General features: G+C 46.2%; 14 protein-coding genes and 1 tRNA gene. 7 read left to right on the top strand and 8 right to left on the bottom strand.

Annotated features, from left to right (window positions below; genetic code table 11):
* Together QUA88_RS11265 and QUA88_RS11260 are read right to left on the bottom strand one after the other, a co-directional pair.
* A partial coding sequence (locus QUA88_RS11265; RefSeq protein WP_333053366.1) for an AAA family ATPase occupies window positions 1–371 on the bottom strand: 371 nt, incomplete at its 3' end.
* Between the two features lie 132 nt (window positions 372–503).
* The gene (locus QUA88_RS11260) at window positions 504–1,595 is read right to left on the bottom strand and encodes an RNA-guided endonuclease TnpB family protein (RefSeq protein WP_333053367.1); all 1,092 of its coding nucleotides are present in this window, start codon (window positions 1,593–1,595) and stop codon (window positions 504–506) included.
* A 409-nt stretch (window positions 1,596–2,004) separates the two neighbouring features.
* On the opposite strand from QUA88_RS11260, the gene murA reads away from it, so the two are divergent.
* The 4 genes from murA (at window position 2,005) to QUA88_RS11240 (ending at window position 5,651) form a co-directional block, all read left to right on the top strand.
* On the top strand, window positions 2,005–3,423 hold the full coding sequence (gene murA, locus QUA88_RS11255) for a UDP-N-acetylglucosamine 1-carboxyvinyltransferase (protein ID WP_333271724.1): 1,419 nt from the start codon (window positions 2,005–2,007) through the stop codon (window positions 3,421–3,423).
* 224 nt (window positions 3,424–3,647) lie between these two features.
* Window positions 3,648–4,520, top strand: a complete 873-nt coding sequence (locus tag QUA88_RS11250) for a M48 family metallopeptidase (RefSeq protein ID WP_333053370.1) — start codon at window positions 3,648–3,650, stop codon at window positions 4,518–4,520.
* A tRNA-Leu gene (locus QUA88_RS11245) sits at window positions 4,499–4,580 on the top strand. Before QUA88_RS11250 ends, QUA88_RS11245 begins: the two co-directional genes overlap by 22 nt.
* A gap of 195 nt (window positions 4,581–4,775) precedes the next feature.
* Window positions 4,776–5,651: a DMT family transporter gene (locus QUA88_RS11240; protein WP_333053371.1), complete on the top strand. Its 876-nt coding sequence runs from the start codon at window positions 4,776–4,778 to the stop codon at window positions 5,649–5,651.
* A gap of 407 nt (window positions 5,652–6,058) precedes the next feature.
* Here QUA88_RS11240 and QUA88_RS11235 read toward each other — a convergent pair whose 3' ends face one another.
* Window positions 6,059–6,682: a type II toxin-antitoxin system antitoxin SocA domain-containing protein gene (locus QUA88_RS11235; RefSeq protein ID WP_333053372.1), complete on the bottom strand. Its 624-nt coding sequence runs from the start codon at window positions 6,680–6,682 to the stop codon at window positions 6,059–6,061.
* 192 nt (window positions 6,683–6,874) lie between these two features.
* Here QUA88_RS11235 and QUA88_RS11230 point away from each other — a divergent pair, with 192 nt between their 5' ends.
* The 3 genes from QUA88_RS11230 to QUA88_RS11220 are packed head-to-tail and all read left to right on the top strand — an operon-like array spanning window position 6,875 to window position 7,622.
* Window positions 6,875–7,210, top strand: coding sequence for a DUF6883 domain-containing protein (locus QUA88_RS11230; protein WP_333053373.1), 336 nt, complete (start codon window positions 6,875–6,877; stop codon window positions 7,208–7,210).
* Window positions 7,211–7,218: 8 nt separating this feature from the next.
* A complete protein-coding gene (locus QUA88_RS11225; RefSeq protein WP_333053374.1) occupies window positions 7,219–7,443 on the top strand; it encodes a DUF4926 domain-containing protein in 225 nt (74 codons plus the stop codon).
* Between the two features lie 11 nt (window positions 7,444–7,454).
* Complete coding sequence (locus QUA88_RS11220) at window positions 7,455–7,622, top strand: type II toxin-antitoxin system HicB family antitoxin (protein ID WP_333053375.1); 168 nt, start codon at window positions 7,455–7,457, stop codon at window positions 7,620–7,622.
* Window positions 7,623–7,674: 52 nt separating this feature from the next.
* Here QUA88_RS11220 and QUA88_RS11215 read toward each other — a convergent pair whose 3' ends face one another.
* From QUA88_RS11215 to cysC, 5 genes are all read right to left on the bottom strand, one after another.
* Window positions 7,675–9,312, bottom strand: coding sequence for an acetolactate synthase large subunit (locus QUA88_RS11215; protein WP_333053376.1), 1,638 nt, complete (start codon window positions 9,310–9,312; stop codon window positions 7,675–7,677).
* A 142-nt stretch (window positions 9,313–9,454) separates the two neighbouring features.
* Window positions 9,455–10,822, bottom strand: coding sequence for an NAD-dependent succinate-semialdehyde dehydrogenase (locus QUA88_RS11210; RefSeq protein WP_333271718.1), 1,368 nt, complete (start codon window positions 10,820–10,822; stop codon window positions 9,455–9,457).
* Between the two features lie 433 nt (window positions 10,823–11,255).
* A complete protein-coding gene (locus QUA88_RS11205) occupies window positions 11,256–13,580 on the bottom strand; it encodes a polysaccharide biosynthesis tyrosine autokinase (protein WP_333210362.1) in 2,325 nt (774 codons plus the stop codon).
* 143 nt (window positions 13,581–13,723) lie between these two features.
* Window positions 13,724–15,451, bottom strand: coding sequence for an SLBB domain-containing protein (locus QUA88_RS11200; RefSeq protein WP_333053382.1), 1,728 nt, complete (start codon window positions 15,449–15,451; stop codon window positions 13,724–13,726).
* A 37-nt stretch (window positions 15,452–15,488) separates the two neighbouring features.
* Window positions 15,489–16,013 (bottom strand): adenylyl-sulfate kinase, encoded by a 525-nt coding sequence (gene cysC, locus QUA88_RS11195; protein WP_333053383.1) that lies wholly within the window; start codon window positions 16,011–16,013, stop codon window positions 15,489–15,491.
* Window positions 16,014–16,099: the final 86 nt, after the last annotated feature.

Genomic DNA, 16,099 nt, shown 5'->3' with positions numbered 1-16,099 from the left:
TGAGTTTCGGCAATTTCTATCCCTTCGACTTCCTCTGCTTCAACAGATAACTCATCTGCTGCATTTTCCTCCTCATCTTCATCCTGGGCGAACCATTCGTCCCCCACATCTTCCAACGCAAAAGTCGCAGTCACGCTAGCTTCGATCGTACCGCGTTTGTTTTGGGCGCTGTTCACCAAATCCGGCAAACGTTCAGCCCGCATTCCCTTAGAACTCGAAAGTCCGAGACAAAACAGCAAAGCGTCGAGGATGTTGGACTTCCCAGAACCGTTGGGCCCGGAAACCACAGTAAAACCGGGCAGCACGGGAATGGCCGTCGTGCCGCCAAAAGATTTAAAGTTAGTCAGTTCGATCCGTTTAATGTGAACCATATGCTAGGAGTAGCTTTGGCTGCTTCGTGAAACTTATCTAAACTTGTCTAAACTCATTTTTAGACACAATTCGATTTCACTTCCTACGCTGTTGGGTAGACGGCTAATCCCAAGATAAGTAGGCTATTCCCCTCAAGCCGAGGGTTCCCAATTTAAAATATTCAAACTTGCGTTAAAATCCCGCTCCAAAGATATGCCACAAGTAGGACAGTCAAAAGTCCGAACGCTTAGTGGCATATCTTTTTTTGTGCCACAATTTGAGCAAGTTTTCGTACTAGGGAACCACTGGTCTACTAGCACTAAACTAGCTCCATACATAAGGCATTTGTAGTCGAGCTGACGTTTGAATTCGTAAAATCCCAGGTCAGATATTGCTCCAGCTAACTTATGATTCGCCATCATTCCTTGAACATTCAAGTTCTCAATCTTAATTAGCTTGAAAGTTTTAGCTAGGTAAGTTGTTAACTTGTGAAGGAAGTCTAAGCGAATACGAGCGACTCGTGCATGGATCTGACTAATTTTGTTGTAGGTTTTGCGCTGATTTCGAGAGCCTTTTACCTGTTTAGATGCTTGGCGCTGTAAAGTAGCAAGCTTGGTTTTCGCTTGCTTTAGCGGCTTTGGTGCATCAAAACTCTGTTGGGTTGATAGCGTGGCCGCATACTTGATGCCGACATCAATTCCTACAGAACCTTCAGACTGCCCACCGGGCAGGCGCTCTGCATCCACACAAAAGGAAACAAACCAGCGATTACCTTCTTTTGAAACCGTAAAAGTTTGAGAAATAAAACCACATTCTAACGGCTCAAAAAGTCGAAAAGTTCCCAACGTAGGAATCTTGATAGTGCTACCAGCGACTAACAAAAGTTTACCGTTAGATGAATCAACCGTAAAAGATTGACCGTCTCGCCGGCTGGCGAACTTCGGATGACCTGCTTTCCCCGAACGATATCGACTAAAAGCATCTTTTAAGTCAATCAAAGCGTTTTGATAAACTCGGCTAGACAACTGGTTCATCCAAGCAAATTCAGACGTTTTCTTGACGTGATTGGTGAGAACCTTCTTGACTTCGTTGAGTACCTTCGAGTCGGTAAATTTCCCCTCACTGTACATTTGAGTTCGCAGGCTCAACCCAAAATTGAAAACTACGCGCCGGAATCCTGCGTGTTTTGCCATCAACGTCGCTTCCTTGTTATTTAATTTTAGCGCCCGCTTGACAGCAAACATGAAACTTCCTCTCGGTGATTAACTGTGAATAAGTTTAGCAAAGTATTTGGCACTTAAGTTTTACTCTAGGTTGTTGTCACAGGTTAGCACAGGCAATGGGGCGATCGACAATGTGTTAACTTTCTAGCATTGTCGATCGAACAGATATCTTACACCTTTGTCAACAACCCAGCCGGCTTTTACTTCAAAAGATCGTTGACAAAGCTATAACATCTGTGATCCGAGCGACCGCTACAAATGAACGTAAATTTTGATACAGATAATTTCATGAGACTCGATCGACATTATTTGTGCGATTAAACCTGAAAGCCTTGTCCCGATTGAATTCCAGCAAATATAATTCCCGGAATTCCAAATGTCACCCCTAGACATATAAAAACTTTCCGGTAAAATCGAACCAAAATTAATAATGTATAAAGTAACGAAGCGAATTATGGAGGGCAAACCCATTACACCAGCTCAGAACTCATCTAACCTGCCAGCTTCACCTGAAAGCGACCAACAAGTATTGCAAATTTGGGGTCGCCAGCCCCTTAAAGGACACGTCAAAATCAGCGGCGCCAAAAACTCGGCCTTAGTCGTCATGGCAGGAGCCCTGCTATGCCCAGAGGATTGCCGTCTCCGCAACGTTCCCGGTCTAGTCGATGTCGCCCGCATGGGGCAAATTCTCTCGGCTGTAGGAGTCAAATTACAGCAGCACGGGGACGTTTTAGACATCAACGCCAGCAACCTCATAGACGCTCAAGCCCCCTACGAATTAGTCAGCCAACTGCGGGCGAGCTTCTTTATTATCGGCCCACTGCTAGCGCGTTTGGGATTTGCCAAAGTACCCTTGCCCGGTGGGTGCGCCATCGGTGCCCGACCCGTTGAACTCCACGTTCGCGGTTTGCAAGCCCTCGGTGCCGAAGTCCACATCGACCACGGCACCGTTCACGCTTACGTCAAAGGGCCGAACCGCCGCCTGAAAGGAGCCAAAATTTATTTGGACTACCCCAGCGTTGGCGCAACTGAAACTTTGATGATGGCGGCGACTCTGGCCCAAGGAGAAACCGTGATTGAAAATGCGGCTCAAGAGCCGGAAGTCGCAGATTTGGCGAATTTCTGCTGCGCCATGGGAGCAAAAATTCAAGGCGCTGGCACGAATACGATCGTCATTTCGGGAGTTCCCAAGCTGCACGCGGTAGACTATCCAATTATTCCCGATCGCATTGAAGCCGGAACATTTTTAGTAGCCGGAGCCATCACTCACTCCGAAATCAGTTTGTCGCCGGTAATTCCCGACCACCTGACCGCAGTCATTGCCAAATTGAAGACAATTGGGGCGAAAATTATTGCAGAATCCCCCGACATTTTGCGGATAGTTCCCGGCCAAACTCACTCGGCCACAGACATCGAAACTCTGCCTTACCCTGGTTTCCCCACAGATATGCAAGCTCAGTTTATGGCTTTGCTGACGCTGAGCGAGGGCGACAGCTTGATCAAAGAAACCGTGTTTGAGAATCGCTTGCGCCACGTAGCAGAACTCAACCGCATGGGCGCCGACATTCGCCTTAAAGGCAATGTCGCGATTGTGCGCGGAGTGTCGCGGCTGTCGGGTGCGCCGGTAGTGGCAACAGATTTGCGGGCTTCGGCGGCGTTAGTGTTAGCGGGACTTGCAGCCGATGGTGTCACCACCATCAGCAGCTTGCAGCATTTAGACCGCGGCTACGAGCAGTTAGAGGTGAAACTGCAAAAATTGGGCGCGAATTTGCGACGCGTGAAAGAGGGTACAGACCCGGCGACTGCTGAGGCTCCTGTCAATCCCGTGCGATCGGGTTTAAACTGTTAATTAGTCATTAGTCATTAGTCAGCAGTCATTAGTCATTAGGAAGAAGGAAAAAGGAAGTTCGGCAACGGATTCTGTAGCGGATGTAACGGATGTCAGGAAGAAGGAAGAAGGAAGAAAATTCCCAATTCCCAGTTCCCAATTCTCAATTCCCAATTCCCAATGACCAATGACTAATGACCAATGACCAATGACTAATGACTAATGACTAATGACTCAGGATTAAAATGTCGAACATACCGCTCATCGGTTTGAAAGCAGACCAGTTTCGCCACCCCCTAGACTTGGAAGCTACCAGCACTCTCAAACAACTGCCCGGCCTGGATTTGATGGTGCGGCAGTTGCTGGGACAACTGGGCGAACAGTTTTTCATGCTGGAAAATCTGGCTTCCAGCGTCCAAGTCGGGGAAAATCAATTGCCCCACCTGCATCAATTGTTGTTGGATGCCTGCAAAACTCTGGATTTGGAACCGCCGCAGCTTTATGTCCGCCAGCATCCGATGCCGAATGCTTACACCTTCGCGATGCGGGGAAAACAGCCTTTTGTGGTGATGCACACTTCTCTGATTGATTTGCTCACAGATGAGGAAGTTAAGGCAGTAATTGCTCACGAGTTGGGGCATTTGAAGTGCGAACACGGAGTTTACCTGACTCTGGCTAATTTAATTGTGTTGGCCGCCGGCCAAATTTCGCCGGTGGGAGCCGTGCTCGCCCAGGGTTTGCAGGCGCAAATGTTGGAATGGTTGCGGTGTGCGGAATTTACGTGCGATCGCGCCGCCTTGCTCGCCACCCAAGACCCAAGAGTGGTAGCATCGTTGTTGATGAAACTGGCAGGAGGTTCGCCGACTTTAGCTCCGAAACTGAATGTCGATGAGTTTTTGGCCCAGGCGCGAGCCTACGACGACCTCAGCAGCACGGAACTGGGAGAAATGCTCAAACAAGCTCAAACGGCTCAGTTGTCGCATCCTGTACCAGTATTGCGCGCCAGAGAGATCGATCGCTGGGCCAGTTCAAAAGATTATGAATCTTTGCTTGACAAAAATCGATCGGCGCTTTATGATGGTGAAACCGATAAAAAGGGCGGGTGGCGAAATTGGTAGACGCATCAGACTCAAAATCTGACACCTTACGGTATGAGAGTTCGATTCTCTCCCCGCCCACTACTAAAGAAGCTTAATAAATATAGGGTTTCAGATGATAAGTCTGGAACCCTAATTTATATTGGGTATCGGGCATTGGGCATCGGGCATCGGGCATCGGGCATCGGTAACAACAGTCATTAGTCATTAGTCATTAGTCGTTAGTCGTTAGTCAGTCAACAGTCAACAGTCAACAGTCAACAGTCAACAAATTTTATGGGTGAAATCGCCGCTTTAGGCGCTGCATTTGTCTGGGCTCTATCTTCCACCATCTGGCAGCGAGTGGGACAGCAAATCCCCGCAGTGGTGCTAAACTTGCTCAAAGGCGCGATCGCCCTTTTCATGCTCCTTGCCACTGTACTAATTTTAGGTAAACCCTTACCCGCAATCAACCCTAATATTTTAGCAATGCTGCTGATCGGCGGCGCCCTAGGAATTGGCATCGGAGACACCGCTTTCTTTATCGTATTAAAATATTTAGGCGCGAGGCGAACGCTGCTTTTAGAAACCCTATCTCCCCCTTTAACAGCTTTATTGGGCTTAATATTTTTGCAAGAAAAGTTATCGCCCATTGCTTGTACTGGCATTCTTTTAACAATCTGCGGCGTAGCGTGGGTAATTGCAGAACGAACAGCCGAAACAACCTTACCATCAAAACATCTTTGGCAAGGATTAGCCATTAGTTTATTAGGACAAACATCCCACGCCGCTGGAGCTATTTTATCCCGCGCCGCCTTCACTCAAATAGATATTGATCCCCTGTGGACTGCGGCTTTGCGTTTGAGCGGCGGCATGGCAGTTATGCTATGCTTTTTGAACCCAAAAAATCTTGATAGTTTCAAACAATTAAAAGCGCCAAAACTATTAGGTGCAATAATTATAGCAGCTTTTTTAGGAACCTATCTCGGAATTTTTCTGCAACAGACTTCGCTGAAATATGCACCCGCAGCAATCGCTCAAGCACTCAGTTCTACCAGTCCCCTATTTATACTGCCTTTAGCGGTGCTGGCGGGCGAAAAAGTGAGCCTTCGGGCTGTTGTGGGGGTAGTTGGTGCGATCGGCGGAATCGCCTTATTATTGGGTTTGAAGTGATGATATTTTAGAGAGAAGTGTGGCGTGTCGCTAAACAATCAAAAAATAGGCTCTTTCTTAGTTAGTGTCCTTAAATATTAGTTTAAGTAGCCAAAAACTCAACTAGGTCTGAATTGACTGAAAAAACGCATCATATCAAATCCGACAAGTTAAAATAAAACTCTACGGAGAGATTGAGAAGCAAATTGCAACCGATCGCCCGAAGTAAGAGGAAGTGATTTATGCTTCTCATACTTAGGTAAAACAACTGGCAGAAATCCGTAAGGATTTTGACCTGATTATCCCGTACATCACGCAGGTAACAGCTAATCCGAATACTTGAAGCTGAAAAAGTGCGATCGCCCTTACATCCCAAATTGTCAAAAAGCACGCGCGGCGCAGCTATCCCGTAGGGAATCGCCCTTATATTATTTAGAGAAGAAACGGCCCGAATAATATTTCTTCATCGATTCGTGAGAAATAATCCCATGACAAGATTCGTCTCTCGGCAAATCTCCTCTCGCTTCCAGCCAAGGCATTTCACTGCAAATCATTCGTTCCAAAGTTTCATCATCATACTCAAAATATGCCTCCGCAACTTCTTCGATAAATTGCCCAACTTTTTGGGGAATTTTCGGTTGTTCGATTTTCTCTGTAATGCGTTCCCAACTAAATTGGCGTTGATACTTTTCTAATAAATCAGGAATAACCGGCCCGTGAATCCCTGCTTGAAAATCTGCATCAAATAGTGGCTTTCCGTAAACTCCTAAATACCAAGCTTGAGCGTAATATATAAGTTTTTGTAGCTTGTAGGCGTTGATTGCTACATTAGTTTGGGCGGCTAACCAAATAAAAGCATTTGCAATATCTTGCTCACTCACTTTTACTGAATTACCGGGAACCGCAACAACTTTGAGTTGATTTTTGCCTATCTGTTCCAATAGTTCCGAAACTGACAAGTTAAATTCTGCGGCAATTTGCTCAACTCTTTGCCAAACTGGAGAACTCACAGTTATTTGATATTCATTTTTTGTTGAGATAGCTTCAGTCATAGCCGTCCTTATAGCTGACTTAAATAATTCTAGCAAACAGTGCGGAATAATGACTGACGTAATAGCGATCGCCCTTACATCCCAACTTGTCAAAAAGCACGCGAGGCGCAGCTATCCCGTAGGTAATCGCCCCTGCTTGACCGATCGCCTCCACTCTGGTTAATATACAAGAGTAAGCTTTGGAAAGAGTGCTTGAAACTGCCCAATTATGAAAGAGCAGTCGTTCCTGAAAAGAAAATTACCGAATATCTGCTCTCACTCACCCACCGCGACGGGAAAAGCAAAGCAAAATTTTTTTTACGGTTTGGCTTTTCAGTTGATGCTTGGGAAATCATGGCAACGGCCTTGCTGCGTCATGCCGCCGACCATGAATTAGCTAAAATTGAAGAATCTCCTTTTGGCAGTCGGTACGTTATTGAAGAAGAAATGCTAGCAGCAGATGGCAGAAAACCCTTTGTGCGTTCTGTTTGGTTTATTGAAACCGGAGGCGACACTCCCAGGCTAGTAAGTGCCTATCCACCAGATTAAAAAATAAAATGATTCAAGAACTTGACAGCATTGTTTTAACAATTGATATCCCAGAAAAAAAATTAAGCCAAGGCGATATTGGCACTGTTGTTTTAGTACATCAAGGTGGGGTAGGATATGAAGTAGAATTTGTTACCTTGACGGGGAAAACATTAGCTATTATTTCACTCTTTAGCTCCCAAGTCCGTCTCATAGGTGATAGAGAAATTGCTCACGCCCGGATGCTAGCTTGAGCCCTATCTAAATGGAAGCGAAAATTATAAGGAAAAATCCAAGCTTCACAGGCATCATTTACCAAGAAGAAGATATGTACATTGCCGAATGTCCTGAAGTCAGCACGGTTGACCCAGGCGAAACCATAGAAGAAGCGATCGCCAATCTTAAACAAGCTACAAAACTCTATCTCGAATAATGTCCATTATTAGAACCCCGACTTATTAAAGAAGCCGAGGCTCTAGCTACTCTTACAAATTGCAACTCATATCCCCAGATAATTGACTGAAACGCGCATTTTCCCGATAGTCTACCGGACAGTCAATCACGCAAGGGACATCTTGAGCAAGGGCTTCTTTCAGAATCGGAATAAAATCTGTTGCAGATTCCACTCGATAGCCTTTTAAACCCATACTTTCCGCAAATTTCACAAAATCGGGATTGCCAAATTTGACGAAATCGGAATGACCAAAATAATCTTGCTGCTTCCATTCAATTAACCCGTAACCGCCGTCATTAAATATCAGCGTCACAAAATTAGTACCGACTCGCAAAGCAGTTTCTAACTCTTGGCAATTCATCATAAAACCACCGTCGCCGGTGGCGGCTACTACTTTGCGATCGGGATAAACGAGTTTTGCAGCTACCGCACCCGGAATCGCAATTCCCATCGCCGCAAAGCCGTTGGAAATCAAACAGGTATTCGGGCGATCGCAATGATAGTGCCGCGCGATCCACATTTTGTGAGCTCCGACATCAGATATAAGAATATCTTCCGGGTCCAGGATTTGCCGCAAATCGTAAATGAGTTTTTGTGGCTTGATCGGGAAACCGTCGTCGGCTGCATATTGTTCGTACCCAGCCCGAATATCCGCCCGCAATTGCTTAGCAAAAGGGTCTACTTTCTCCATGCGATCGGCACGCTGCAAAATTTCATTGAGAGAATCAGAAATATCCCCCACAACTTCTATAAGAGGAATATAACTGCTGTCAATTTCTGCTGGCAGAGCTCCAATATGAATAATCGGAATTTTTCCTTCAGGATTCCACTTTTTCGGGGAATATTCAATCAAATCGTAGCCAACAGCAATCACTAAATCCGTTTCTTCAAAAGCACAGCTAATGTAATCGCGTTTTTGCAAGCCCGTCGTCCACAGTGCCAAAGGATGAGTGTAAGGAATCACACCTTTGCCCATGAAAGTATTAGCTACAGGGATATTCAATCGAGTAGCAAATTGTGTCAAAGCATCGCTGGCGTTAGCGCGGATCGCACCGTTTCCTACTAAAAGCAGAGGACTTTTTGCCTTGGAAATTGCCACAGCGGCTTTATTCAAGCTTTGGTAAGCGCCAAAAGTTTTTTCGCGGTTGTCTTTGGTGAGCGGATCTCCTTCAGCAGGCATGGCTGCGATGTTTTCAGGTAAGTCAATGTGAACTGCTCCCGGCTTTTCACTTTGAGCTACTTTAAAAGCTTTGCGGACAATTTCTGCCGTCGTGCTGGGGCGAACAATTTGAGCATTCCACTTAGTAACTGGCGCAAACATGGCGACCAAATCTAAATATTGGTGCGATTCTATGTGCATTCTGTCTGTGCCGACTTGTCCGGTAATTGCTATTAAAGGAGCGCCGTCTAAGTTGGCGTCAGCAACTCCTGTCATTAAGTTAGTTGCCCCAGGGCCCAAGGTGGACAAGCAAACGCCGGCTTTGCCGGTGAGACGACCGTAAACGTCTGCCATGAATGCGGCGCCTTGTTCGTGGCGAGTAGTAATAAATTTAATTGAAGAGTTTCTCAGGGCTTCTAGAACTTCTAAATTTTCTTCTCCGGGAAGTCCAAAGACGTATTCGACGCCTTCATTTTCTAAACATTTTACCAATAGTTGAGCTGTGTTCATTTCCGTTTCTCTCCTCGGTTAATGGTTTTTTTGTCTTTTTCAACCGATCGCAAAAATACTAAATGGGAATTTTTAACCGCAGATAAACGCAGATAAACGCAGACTTATGTAGATTTGTGCGATCGGTTGAGAGAGTGGGAGCTTATTTCACCCACACTGTTTTTATGTTAACAAATTCGTGCATTCCTTGGATGCTCAATTCGCGTCCGTAACCGGAGCGTTTGATACCGCCGAAGGGCAATCTAGGGTCGGATTTTACTAAACCGTTGATGAATACCGCGCCCGCCTCTAGTTCGGAAATAAATCGATCGCTCTCTGAGTTTACTGTAGTCCAAGCTGACGCACCCAAGCCAAAAGATGTGCTATTTGCGAGTTCGATCGCCTCCTCGATGCCTGCAACCCGGAATACTAAAGCTACGGGCCCGAAAAATTCTTCTTGACGGGCAGAGGCATTCGGCGGAATATCTGTCAGAATAGTTGGCAAGTAGAAATTGCCGGCTTTCTCTGACAATGGGCGGCCACCTGTCAGAATTTTTGCTCCCGATTGGATGCAATTTTGCACTTGATTGTCCAAGTCTTTGAGGATGGCGGGAGTAGCTAAAGGGCCGATATCGGTTTCTGGCAACATCGGATCGCCTACTTTTAATTGCTCGAATTTTTCGACAAATCCTGTGATGAATTCGTCGGCTATCTCTTCTGCTAAAATAAAGCGTTTGGCGGCGATGCAAGATTGACCGTTATTGAGCATCCGGGATGTCACAGCAGTTGATAAAGCTGCTGCTACATCGGCGCTCGACATCACAATAAATGGGTCGCTTCCTCCCAATTCCAGCACTACTTTTTTCAAATTTTTGCCCGCATTTGCTGCCAAACTTTCACCCGCTGGTTCGCTACCGGTGAGGGTTGCTGCTTTTATACGATCGTCCGCAACGATATTGCCTACTTTGTCGGCGCCCACTAACAAAGTTTGAAAAACGCCTTCGGGAAAGCCAGCTTCCCTGAAAATTTCTTCGATTTTCAAAGCGCACTGAGGCACGTTGGAAGCGTGTTTAAGCAAGCCGACATTGCCCGCCATCAGCGCCGGCGCCGCAAACCGAAAAACTTGCCAAAATGGGAAGTTCCACGGCATAACGGCTAAAATAGCGCCTAGCGGTTGGTAGCGGACAAAGCTGCTGCTAGCGTCAGTGGTTGCCGGTATGTCTGCCATAAATTGAGCGGCATTTTTGGCGTAATAGCGACAAACTAAGGCGCATTTTTCGACTTCGCCGATCGCAGATTTGAGCGTTTTACCCATTTCCAGAGTCATCATTTCAGCGTAAATTTCGCGATCGCGCTCCAAGATGTCTGCAGCTTTCTGCATCCACAGAGCTCTCTGCTCAAACGGCAGTTGGCGGTATTTTTTAAAAGCTTGCTGTGCTAATTCCAGCTTAGCTTCGATTACCTCATCCGCGATCGGCTCGAAAGTTTTCAGCGTTTCTCCCGTTGCCGGGTTGATAGTAGCAATAGCCATTGTTTCATCTCCTGTGTGAAAAACACAAAACTCCCTGCTAGTTTTGAGCCGAGGCAGGGAGTTGTATCAAGGTATTACAAAATAGGAATTTACCAGCCACGTTTTCTTTCAGATTTTGCTAAGTTGCAAGTGCCGCGATTTGTTTAAATTTCTCTACTTTTTATTATAGTTCAGAGTCTCGATCGCAAATCTTAAGAAAATTTGTCTTTCTGAAATCACGCACAAATCACCAGAACACGCTAGACGGCCTGTTCTGTTCCACAAAAGTTAAATGTTCTTCTGGGGCGTCCCGCCCGCCCCAGACAGCTTGATTCACAATTAAAGGTGCAAGATGGAGGAAATATAAATATCTGATCGGGTGTCCCGCCCGCCTTGCATTCTCAAGAACAGGCCCGACGGCCTGTTCCACTAAACATTTCTCAATTCCTCTCCCTCAAACAGACTGTTCCTGAACGTAATCCTGCACGTAAGACTGATAGTAATACCTGCTGCCTTTATCGTTATTCGCCACCATTCCCAACAGCGGAATTCCCGCCATTTTCAAATCTTCAAAAGCCAACAACAGCGCCTCCCGCTCAGTTTGATGCAGCCCCACTACCAGCATCAATCCGTTAGTGTGAGCCGCCAACAAATTCGCATCCGCCAAACCCAAAAGTGGTGCAGTATCGTAAATAACTAAATCAAAATGACTTGACAAAGCTGCCATTAAATGCTGCATTTTTTTGGAAGAAAGCACCTTTGTGGGATCGAAAGGAACCGGGCCGGAAGTTAACACAAACAAATTTTCATCGCGGGGCGATCGCACAATCACCTGTTGCACATCCAGATCATCAGCAATCACATTGTGCAAGCCTTGCCAATTCGGTAAACCCAGCATTTCGTGTACCTGCGGGCGCCGTAAATCCCCATCCACCAACAGCACTTGCTGCCCCATTGCCGCCGCCGCCCGCGCCAGATTTACTGCTACCGTAGACTTGCCATCACCTACTTGACAAGAAGTAATTACACAAGAATTGATCGGAGTATCAACGTTTAGTAAGCGAATATTCGCATTGAGCGATCGAAAAGCTTCCTGAAAAGCATCCGTCGGCATCGGCGAAATTGCCACATCCACCGGGCTTGTCTCAGCAGGAGGAAGTCTCAAAATTTTATCGCTAGCAGGAATTACCCCCAACAAAGGCAGGCGAATCGACTGTTTAACATCCTCTGGAGTTTGGAACACCGTTTTATTTTTAAACCGTTCCGCCAACTGCGCCGCCAGCATACCAAACAGCATACCAGCCAATCCCCCCAAAGCCAAATTCAAAGGCATAATCGGAGCAACAGCCATCAACTCGCCATTTTTGTAACGCGGAATTTCAGGCTTAGCAATAACTTCCCAAGCCACCTCTTTTTTGCCCACAGCTTCAAGCTGCAAAGCTTGCTGTTTTGCCAGCAAACCATTCAGCGTATTGTTAGTCACGTCCAACTCGCGCTGCAAATCGGAATAGCGCCGCAAAATCACCGGGAATTTTTGAGAGTATTGATTCAACTGCTTAGCAGCTTGTTCCAAAACTTGATTCCGCACGCCCAGCACCTGAATTAAATTAGCAGTACCGATAAACTGCTCGATTAACTTAATCCGCACCGGATCTTGAAAAGCCAGCACTTGTGAATTTACCTTAGCCAAATCAGTTCCCAGAACTTGTTGGGCTTCTTTCTTCAATAAAGGAATCAGGTTTTTGCGCTGTTCTCGCAACAATTGCATTTGCGGAGTTTCGTCTGTAAACGTAGCCGAGTTAATCGCAATTTGCCCTTCTAATTGCTGCAATTGAGTCAGCATCCCTTGATAGCGGGGAGCTTGACTCAGAGCCGAGGCCATCAGCGCTTGCTTCTGGTTTAATCCAAGCTGATTTTGCAGATTGGAATAGAGCAATCTCTGCTGATTGAGCTGCGTTTGCGCTTCCAATCTTTGCGTTTGAAGTTCACTGATTTGCTGCGCGAGTTGTTGCGTTTGAATTTGCGGGTCGATGAAATTGTACTGCTGCCGCAACTTTTGAATTTCTGTTTGCAGAGCTTGTTGGCGTTTTTGCTGATTGGGAATTTTCGATTTTACAAAATCCAGAGTCTGACTAATTTGAGTTGTGGTATCTTGCACGCTGTAGTTGCGGTAGCCTAGCGCAACTTTTTCCAAAACAAACTGAATTTTTTTCGGATCGTAATCCCGATATCTAACTTCGATAATCTTGGTATTTTTGAATCGATTAATTGACAACCTAGTTTCCTGAGAAAACGGCAAATTATCTGCTTTTTGGTTCAAGAGGTAGTTGTAATTTATGTCAGGATACTTAGCCTGCAACTCTTTAACAATCGGCGCCATTACTTGCGGGCTTTGTAAAACTTGAATTTGCGATTCGTAGTCAAAACCAGCATTTTCTGTCGTCGCGGGCGCCGCTGGTTGCAGTTTCAGCTCACCCGAGTAAATTTTGGCTAAAGTATTTTGCGTAACGGCTGGTTCTACTAATAATTGAAAGCGCCCTTCGTACTCGCTTTTTTGATTCAGTGTCCAGGCGAAAACTCCGGTAGTCACTGCCGCTGCTACGCCGATTACTAAGATGGAGCGACTGCGGCAAACTTCCCAAAAAGTTAACTCTTCTGTCTCGGTTTTGTTGCTGCCTAAAAATTGATCTTCTCCATAAAGCCCAGAAGACATTTTTTGCAAATCAGCGGCTTTTTTATGATTAAACAGTGCTACTTGAGATTGTTTCCCTGGTTTCATTTGATTTCTACAACTTATTAGTTTAAACGTCTGTATTGGTGGCGGAGTTTCAGGAAATCGGTTGATTCCTCGATATTGCATTACCAAACCGCAATATTTTCTCTAAATCGGGTTTTTGAGGTCTTAATGCCAGTTTATTCAAATCACCGAAAAATATCGAACAACCGAAATATTCCTAACAGCGGGCTGAGAGGAGCGAGAGTCCCTCCTACATTATCCGAGAACGTAGCGCGACCCGATCGCCTTACCATAATTACATCATTATTTTTCAGTTTGGGATTAGTTTCTTCATTGGCAGTTGCAGAAAAATCCACCTTAACAGTTAGCTGCGAAACGGTGCCGTTAGGATTGAGGCGAATTAAATTCACCGAATCCATTTCTGCCCGCGCTTTATTAAAACCTCCCGCTGCTACCAGCGCTTGATTTAAAGTAGTGTTGGGCACCACCGCAATCGTTCCCGGTTTCACGACTTCTCCTACAATGTTCACCCTAATCGTATCCGGTGAAAAATTAGAATTAGCAACTTGTTCGTCTTGGGTTTCATCGAGGTTTTCGGCTTTGGGGACGATTACTGTATCTCCCTGTTGTAGCGCTAAATCTTGGGATACATCTCCCCCTTCCAAAAGTTGCCACAAATTGACATTAATAATTTGTTCTGTACCCGCCCGCGTCAGGCGGCGAACTTGTATTTGTCGGATATCAGCTACCGGCGTAATGCCGCCCGCCATTTTAATTGCCCTCGTTACAGTTTGCTGCAAAACACTTTCCCCGCCGTTGGTTTCGCTGGCAGCAAACAAACCAGAATTTTCACCCATTTCATTCTCTTGTACCCTACTTTGAGCCTCTTTTGTCAAAGTATAAGTACCGGGGCGAGTTACTTCGCCCACCACAGCAATATTAATTGGTTGAGTGCTTTGTCCGGTAATGTTAGCTACTGCTAAAGTCGGTGCTTCTTGGCGGTTGAGGCTAGTTACAGTGGGAATAAATATAGTATCGCCGTCGCGCAAAGTCATATCGGCCCGCAAATCGCCGTTTTGCAATAATTCCCACAAATCCACACTAATAATTTGTTCCGGTGCGTTGCGCTGGGGGCGGCGGATTTTGATTTGTCGCACGTCTGCTGACTGGGTAATTCCGCCTGCCATTCGCAGAGCCCGCGATATCGTTGGCATTTGAGTTCCCATTTGCTCTGCTGTGCCTCCGGGGCCTGCTGCTGAGGATATTGTATAGGCTCCGGGGCGGTTGATTTCGCCCGCGATCGCAATTTGCAAAGGACGCGGCGCCAGCAGTTTCAGGGTAATCCAAGGGCGTTTGAGGTATTTGCCGTATTTGTCTTTAACAGCATTAGAAGCTTGTTCTAGGGTCATCCCGTACACCGAAACGCTGCCAATTAACGGCAAACTCAGGGAACCGTCGGCCTGTACTTGGTGTTGACCGTTGGGGCCGCTGTATTCCGGGACGTTGAAGATGTCCATTTGAATACGATCGCCCGCGCCTAAAGTGTAAACTTCCGATCGTACACTTGAAGGTTCAGTTGCCGGAAATCCCGGAAATCCCGGCGCTGCGGGTACTGGTACAGGAACAGGAGAACCCGCATCCGCAGGAGGAGGAGGAGGAGGCATAAACTGGGCCGCTGCAGGAGATGAACCCACCGCCGCCAGCACTGACACTGTTAAACTTTGAATCATTAAACTTTTGACAGCATTGCTTGCCCAATAACTTAGCTTGCAGCTTTTGCTGGAAATGTCTCCCTGAGCCCCTCTTCTTGCAGGAAATGGGAGAAATTCTTCACCCTCCCTCTCCGCGAAGGGAACACAAGGGTGAGCTTTTTTCTCAAGTTGCACGCCGTGCGAATAACTTTTCACCACCATCGCTTTTTGCCCCTATCCTCATCCAACCCCGCCAACATCAAATGTAACCCAACTGTTCTAACTTGGTCAGAACTTTTTTAACACTCTCTTCCACAGTTTCTCGCTCTGTGTAACAAATAATCTCAGGATTAAGCGGTTCTTCATAAGGATCGTCAATTCCCGTAAAACCCTTAATTTCTCCTGCTCTCGCCTTAGCGTATAACCCCTTGACATCGCGACCTTCGCACACTTCTAACGGCGCTGTGATATATACTTCAACAAAATGGGGCTCCATTGCTCTAATTTCGTCGCGAATTGCTCTGTAGGGGCTAATAGCTGCGGTCATTACGGCTACTCCATTGCGGCTCAGCAGGTGAGCTACAAATCCAATCCGCCGAATATTAGTATCTCTGTCTTCTTGGCTAAATCCCAAACCTTTTGACAAGTTGGTGCGAACGACATCTCCATCTAATATTTCCACTTTGCAACCTCTTGCCTTCAATTCAGGTTCGAGAGCTTTGGTGATAGTTGTCTTGCCGGAACCGCTCAGCCCGGTGAACCACAAAATAAAACCTTTTTCCATTTTCAATTGCTTGGTTAGTAGTGAGTAGTGGGGAAATTACGCGACGTATGACTTTAGTGTCCCGGTTCCCCATTTTCTGATTCTTT

Origin of the sequence: Microcoleus sp. D3_18_C2, assembly GCF_036702395.1 — a bacterium.
Lineage (GTDB): Bacteria > Cyanobacteriota > Cyanobacteriia > Cyanobacteriales > Microcoleaceae > Microcoleus.
Note: the sequence above shows the minus strand (reverse complement) of the source record. Positions and strands in the feature narration are given on the sequence as shown.

Coding starts and splice junctions, on each gene's coding strand:
- QUA88_RS11260 (WP_333053367.1), bottom strand. CDS start 1,595: ATGTTTGCTGTCAAGCGGGCGCTAAAATTAAATAACAAGGAAGCGACG.
- murA (WP_333271724.1), top strand. CDS start 2,005: ATGTATAAAGTAACGAAGCGAATTATGGAGGGCAAACCCATTACACCA.
- QUA88_RS11250 (WP_333053370.1), top strand. CDS start 3,648: ATGTCGAACATACCGCTCATCGGTTTGAAAGCAGACCAGTTTCGCCAC.
- QUA88_RS11240 (WP_333053371.1), top strand. CDS start 4,776: ATGGGTGAAATCGCCGCTTTAGGCGCTGCATTTGTCTGGGCTCTATCT.
- QUA88_RS11235 (WP_333053372.1), bottom strand. CDS start 6,682: ATGACTGAAGCTATCTCAACAAAAAATGAATATCAAATAACTGTGAGT.
- QUA88_RS11225 (WP_333053374.1), top strand. CDS start 7,219: ATGATTCAAGAACTTGACAGCATTGTTTTAACAATTGATATCCCAGAA.
- QUA88_RS11220 (WP_333053375.1), top strand. CDS start 7,455: ATGGAAGCGAAAATTATAAGGAAAAATCCAAGCTTCACAGGCATCATT.
- QUA88_RS11215 (WP_333053376.1), bottom strand. CDS start 9,312: ATGAACACAGCTCAACTATTGGTAAAATGTTTAGAAAATGAAGGCGTC.
- QUA88_RS11210 (WP_333271718.1), bottom strand. CDS start 10,822: ATGGCTATTGCTACTATCAACCCGGCAACGGGAGAAACGCTGAAAACT.
- QUA88_RS11205 (WP_333210362.1), bottom strand. CDS start 13,580: ATGAAACCAGGGAAACAATCTCAAGTAGCACTGTTTAATCATAAAAAA.
- QUA88_RS11200 (WP_333053382.1), bottom strand. CDS start 15,451: ATGGTGGTGAAAAGTTATTCGCACGGCGTGCAACTTGAGAAAAAAGCT.
- cysC (WP_333053383.1), bottom strand. CDS start 16,013: ATGGAAAAAGGTTTTATTTTGTGGTTCACCGGGCTGAGCGGTTCCGGC.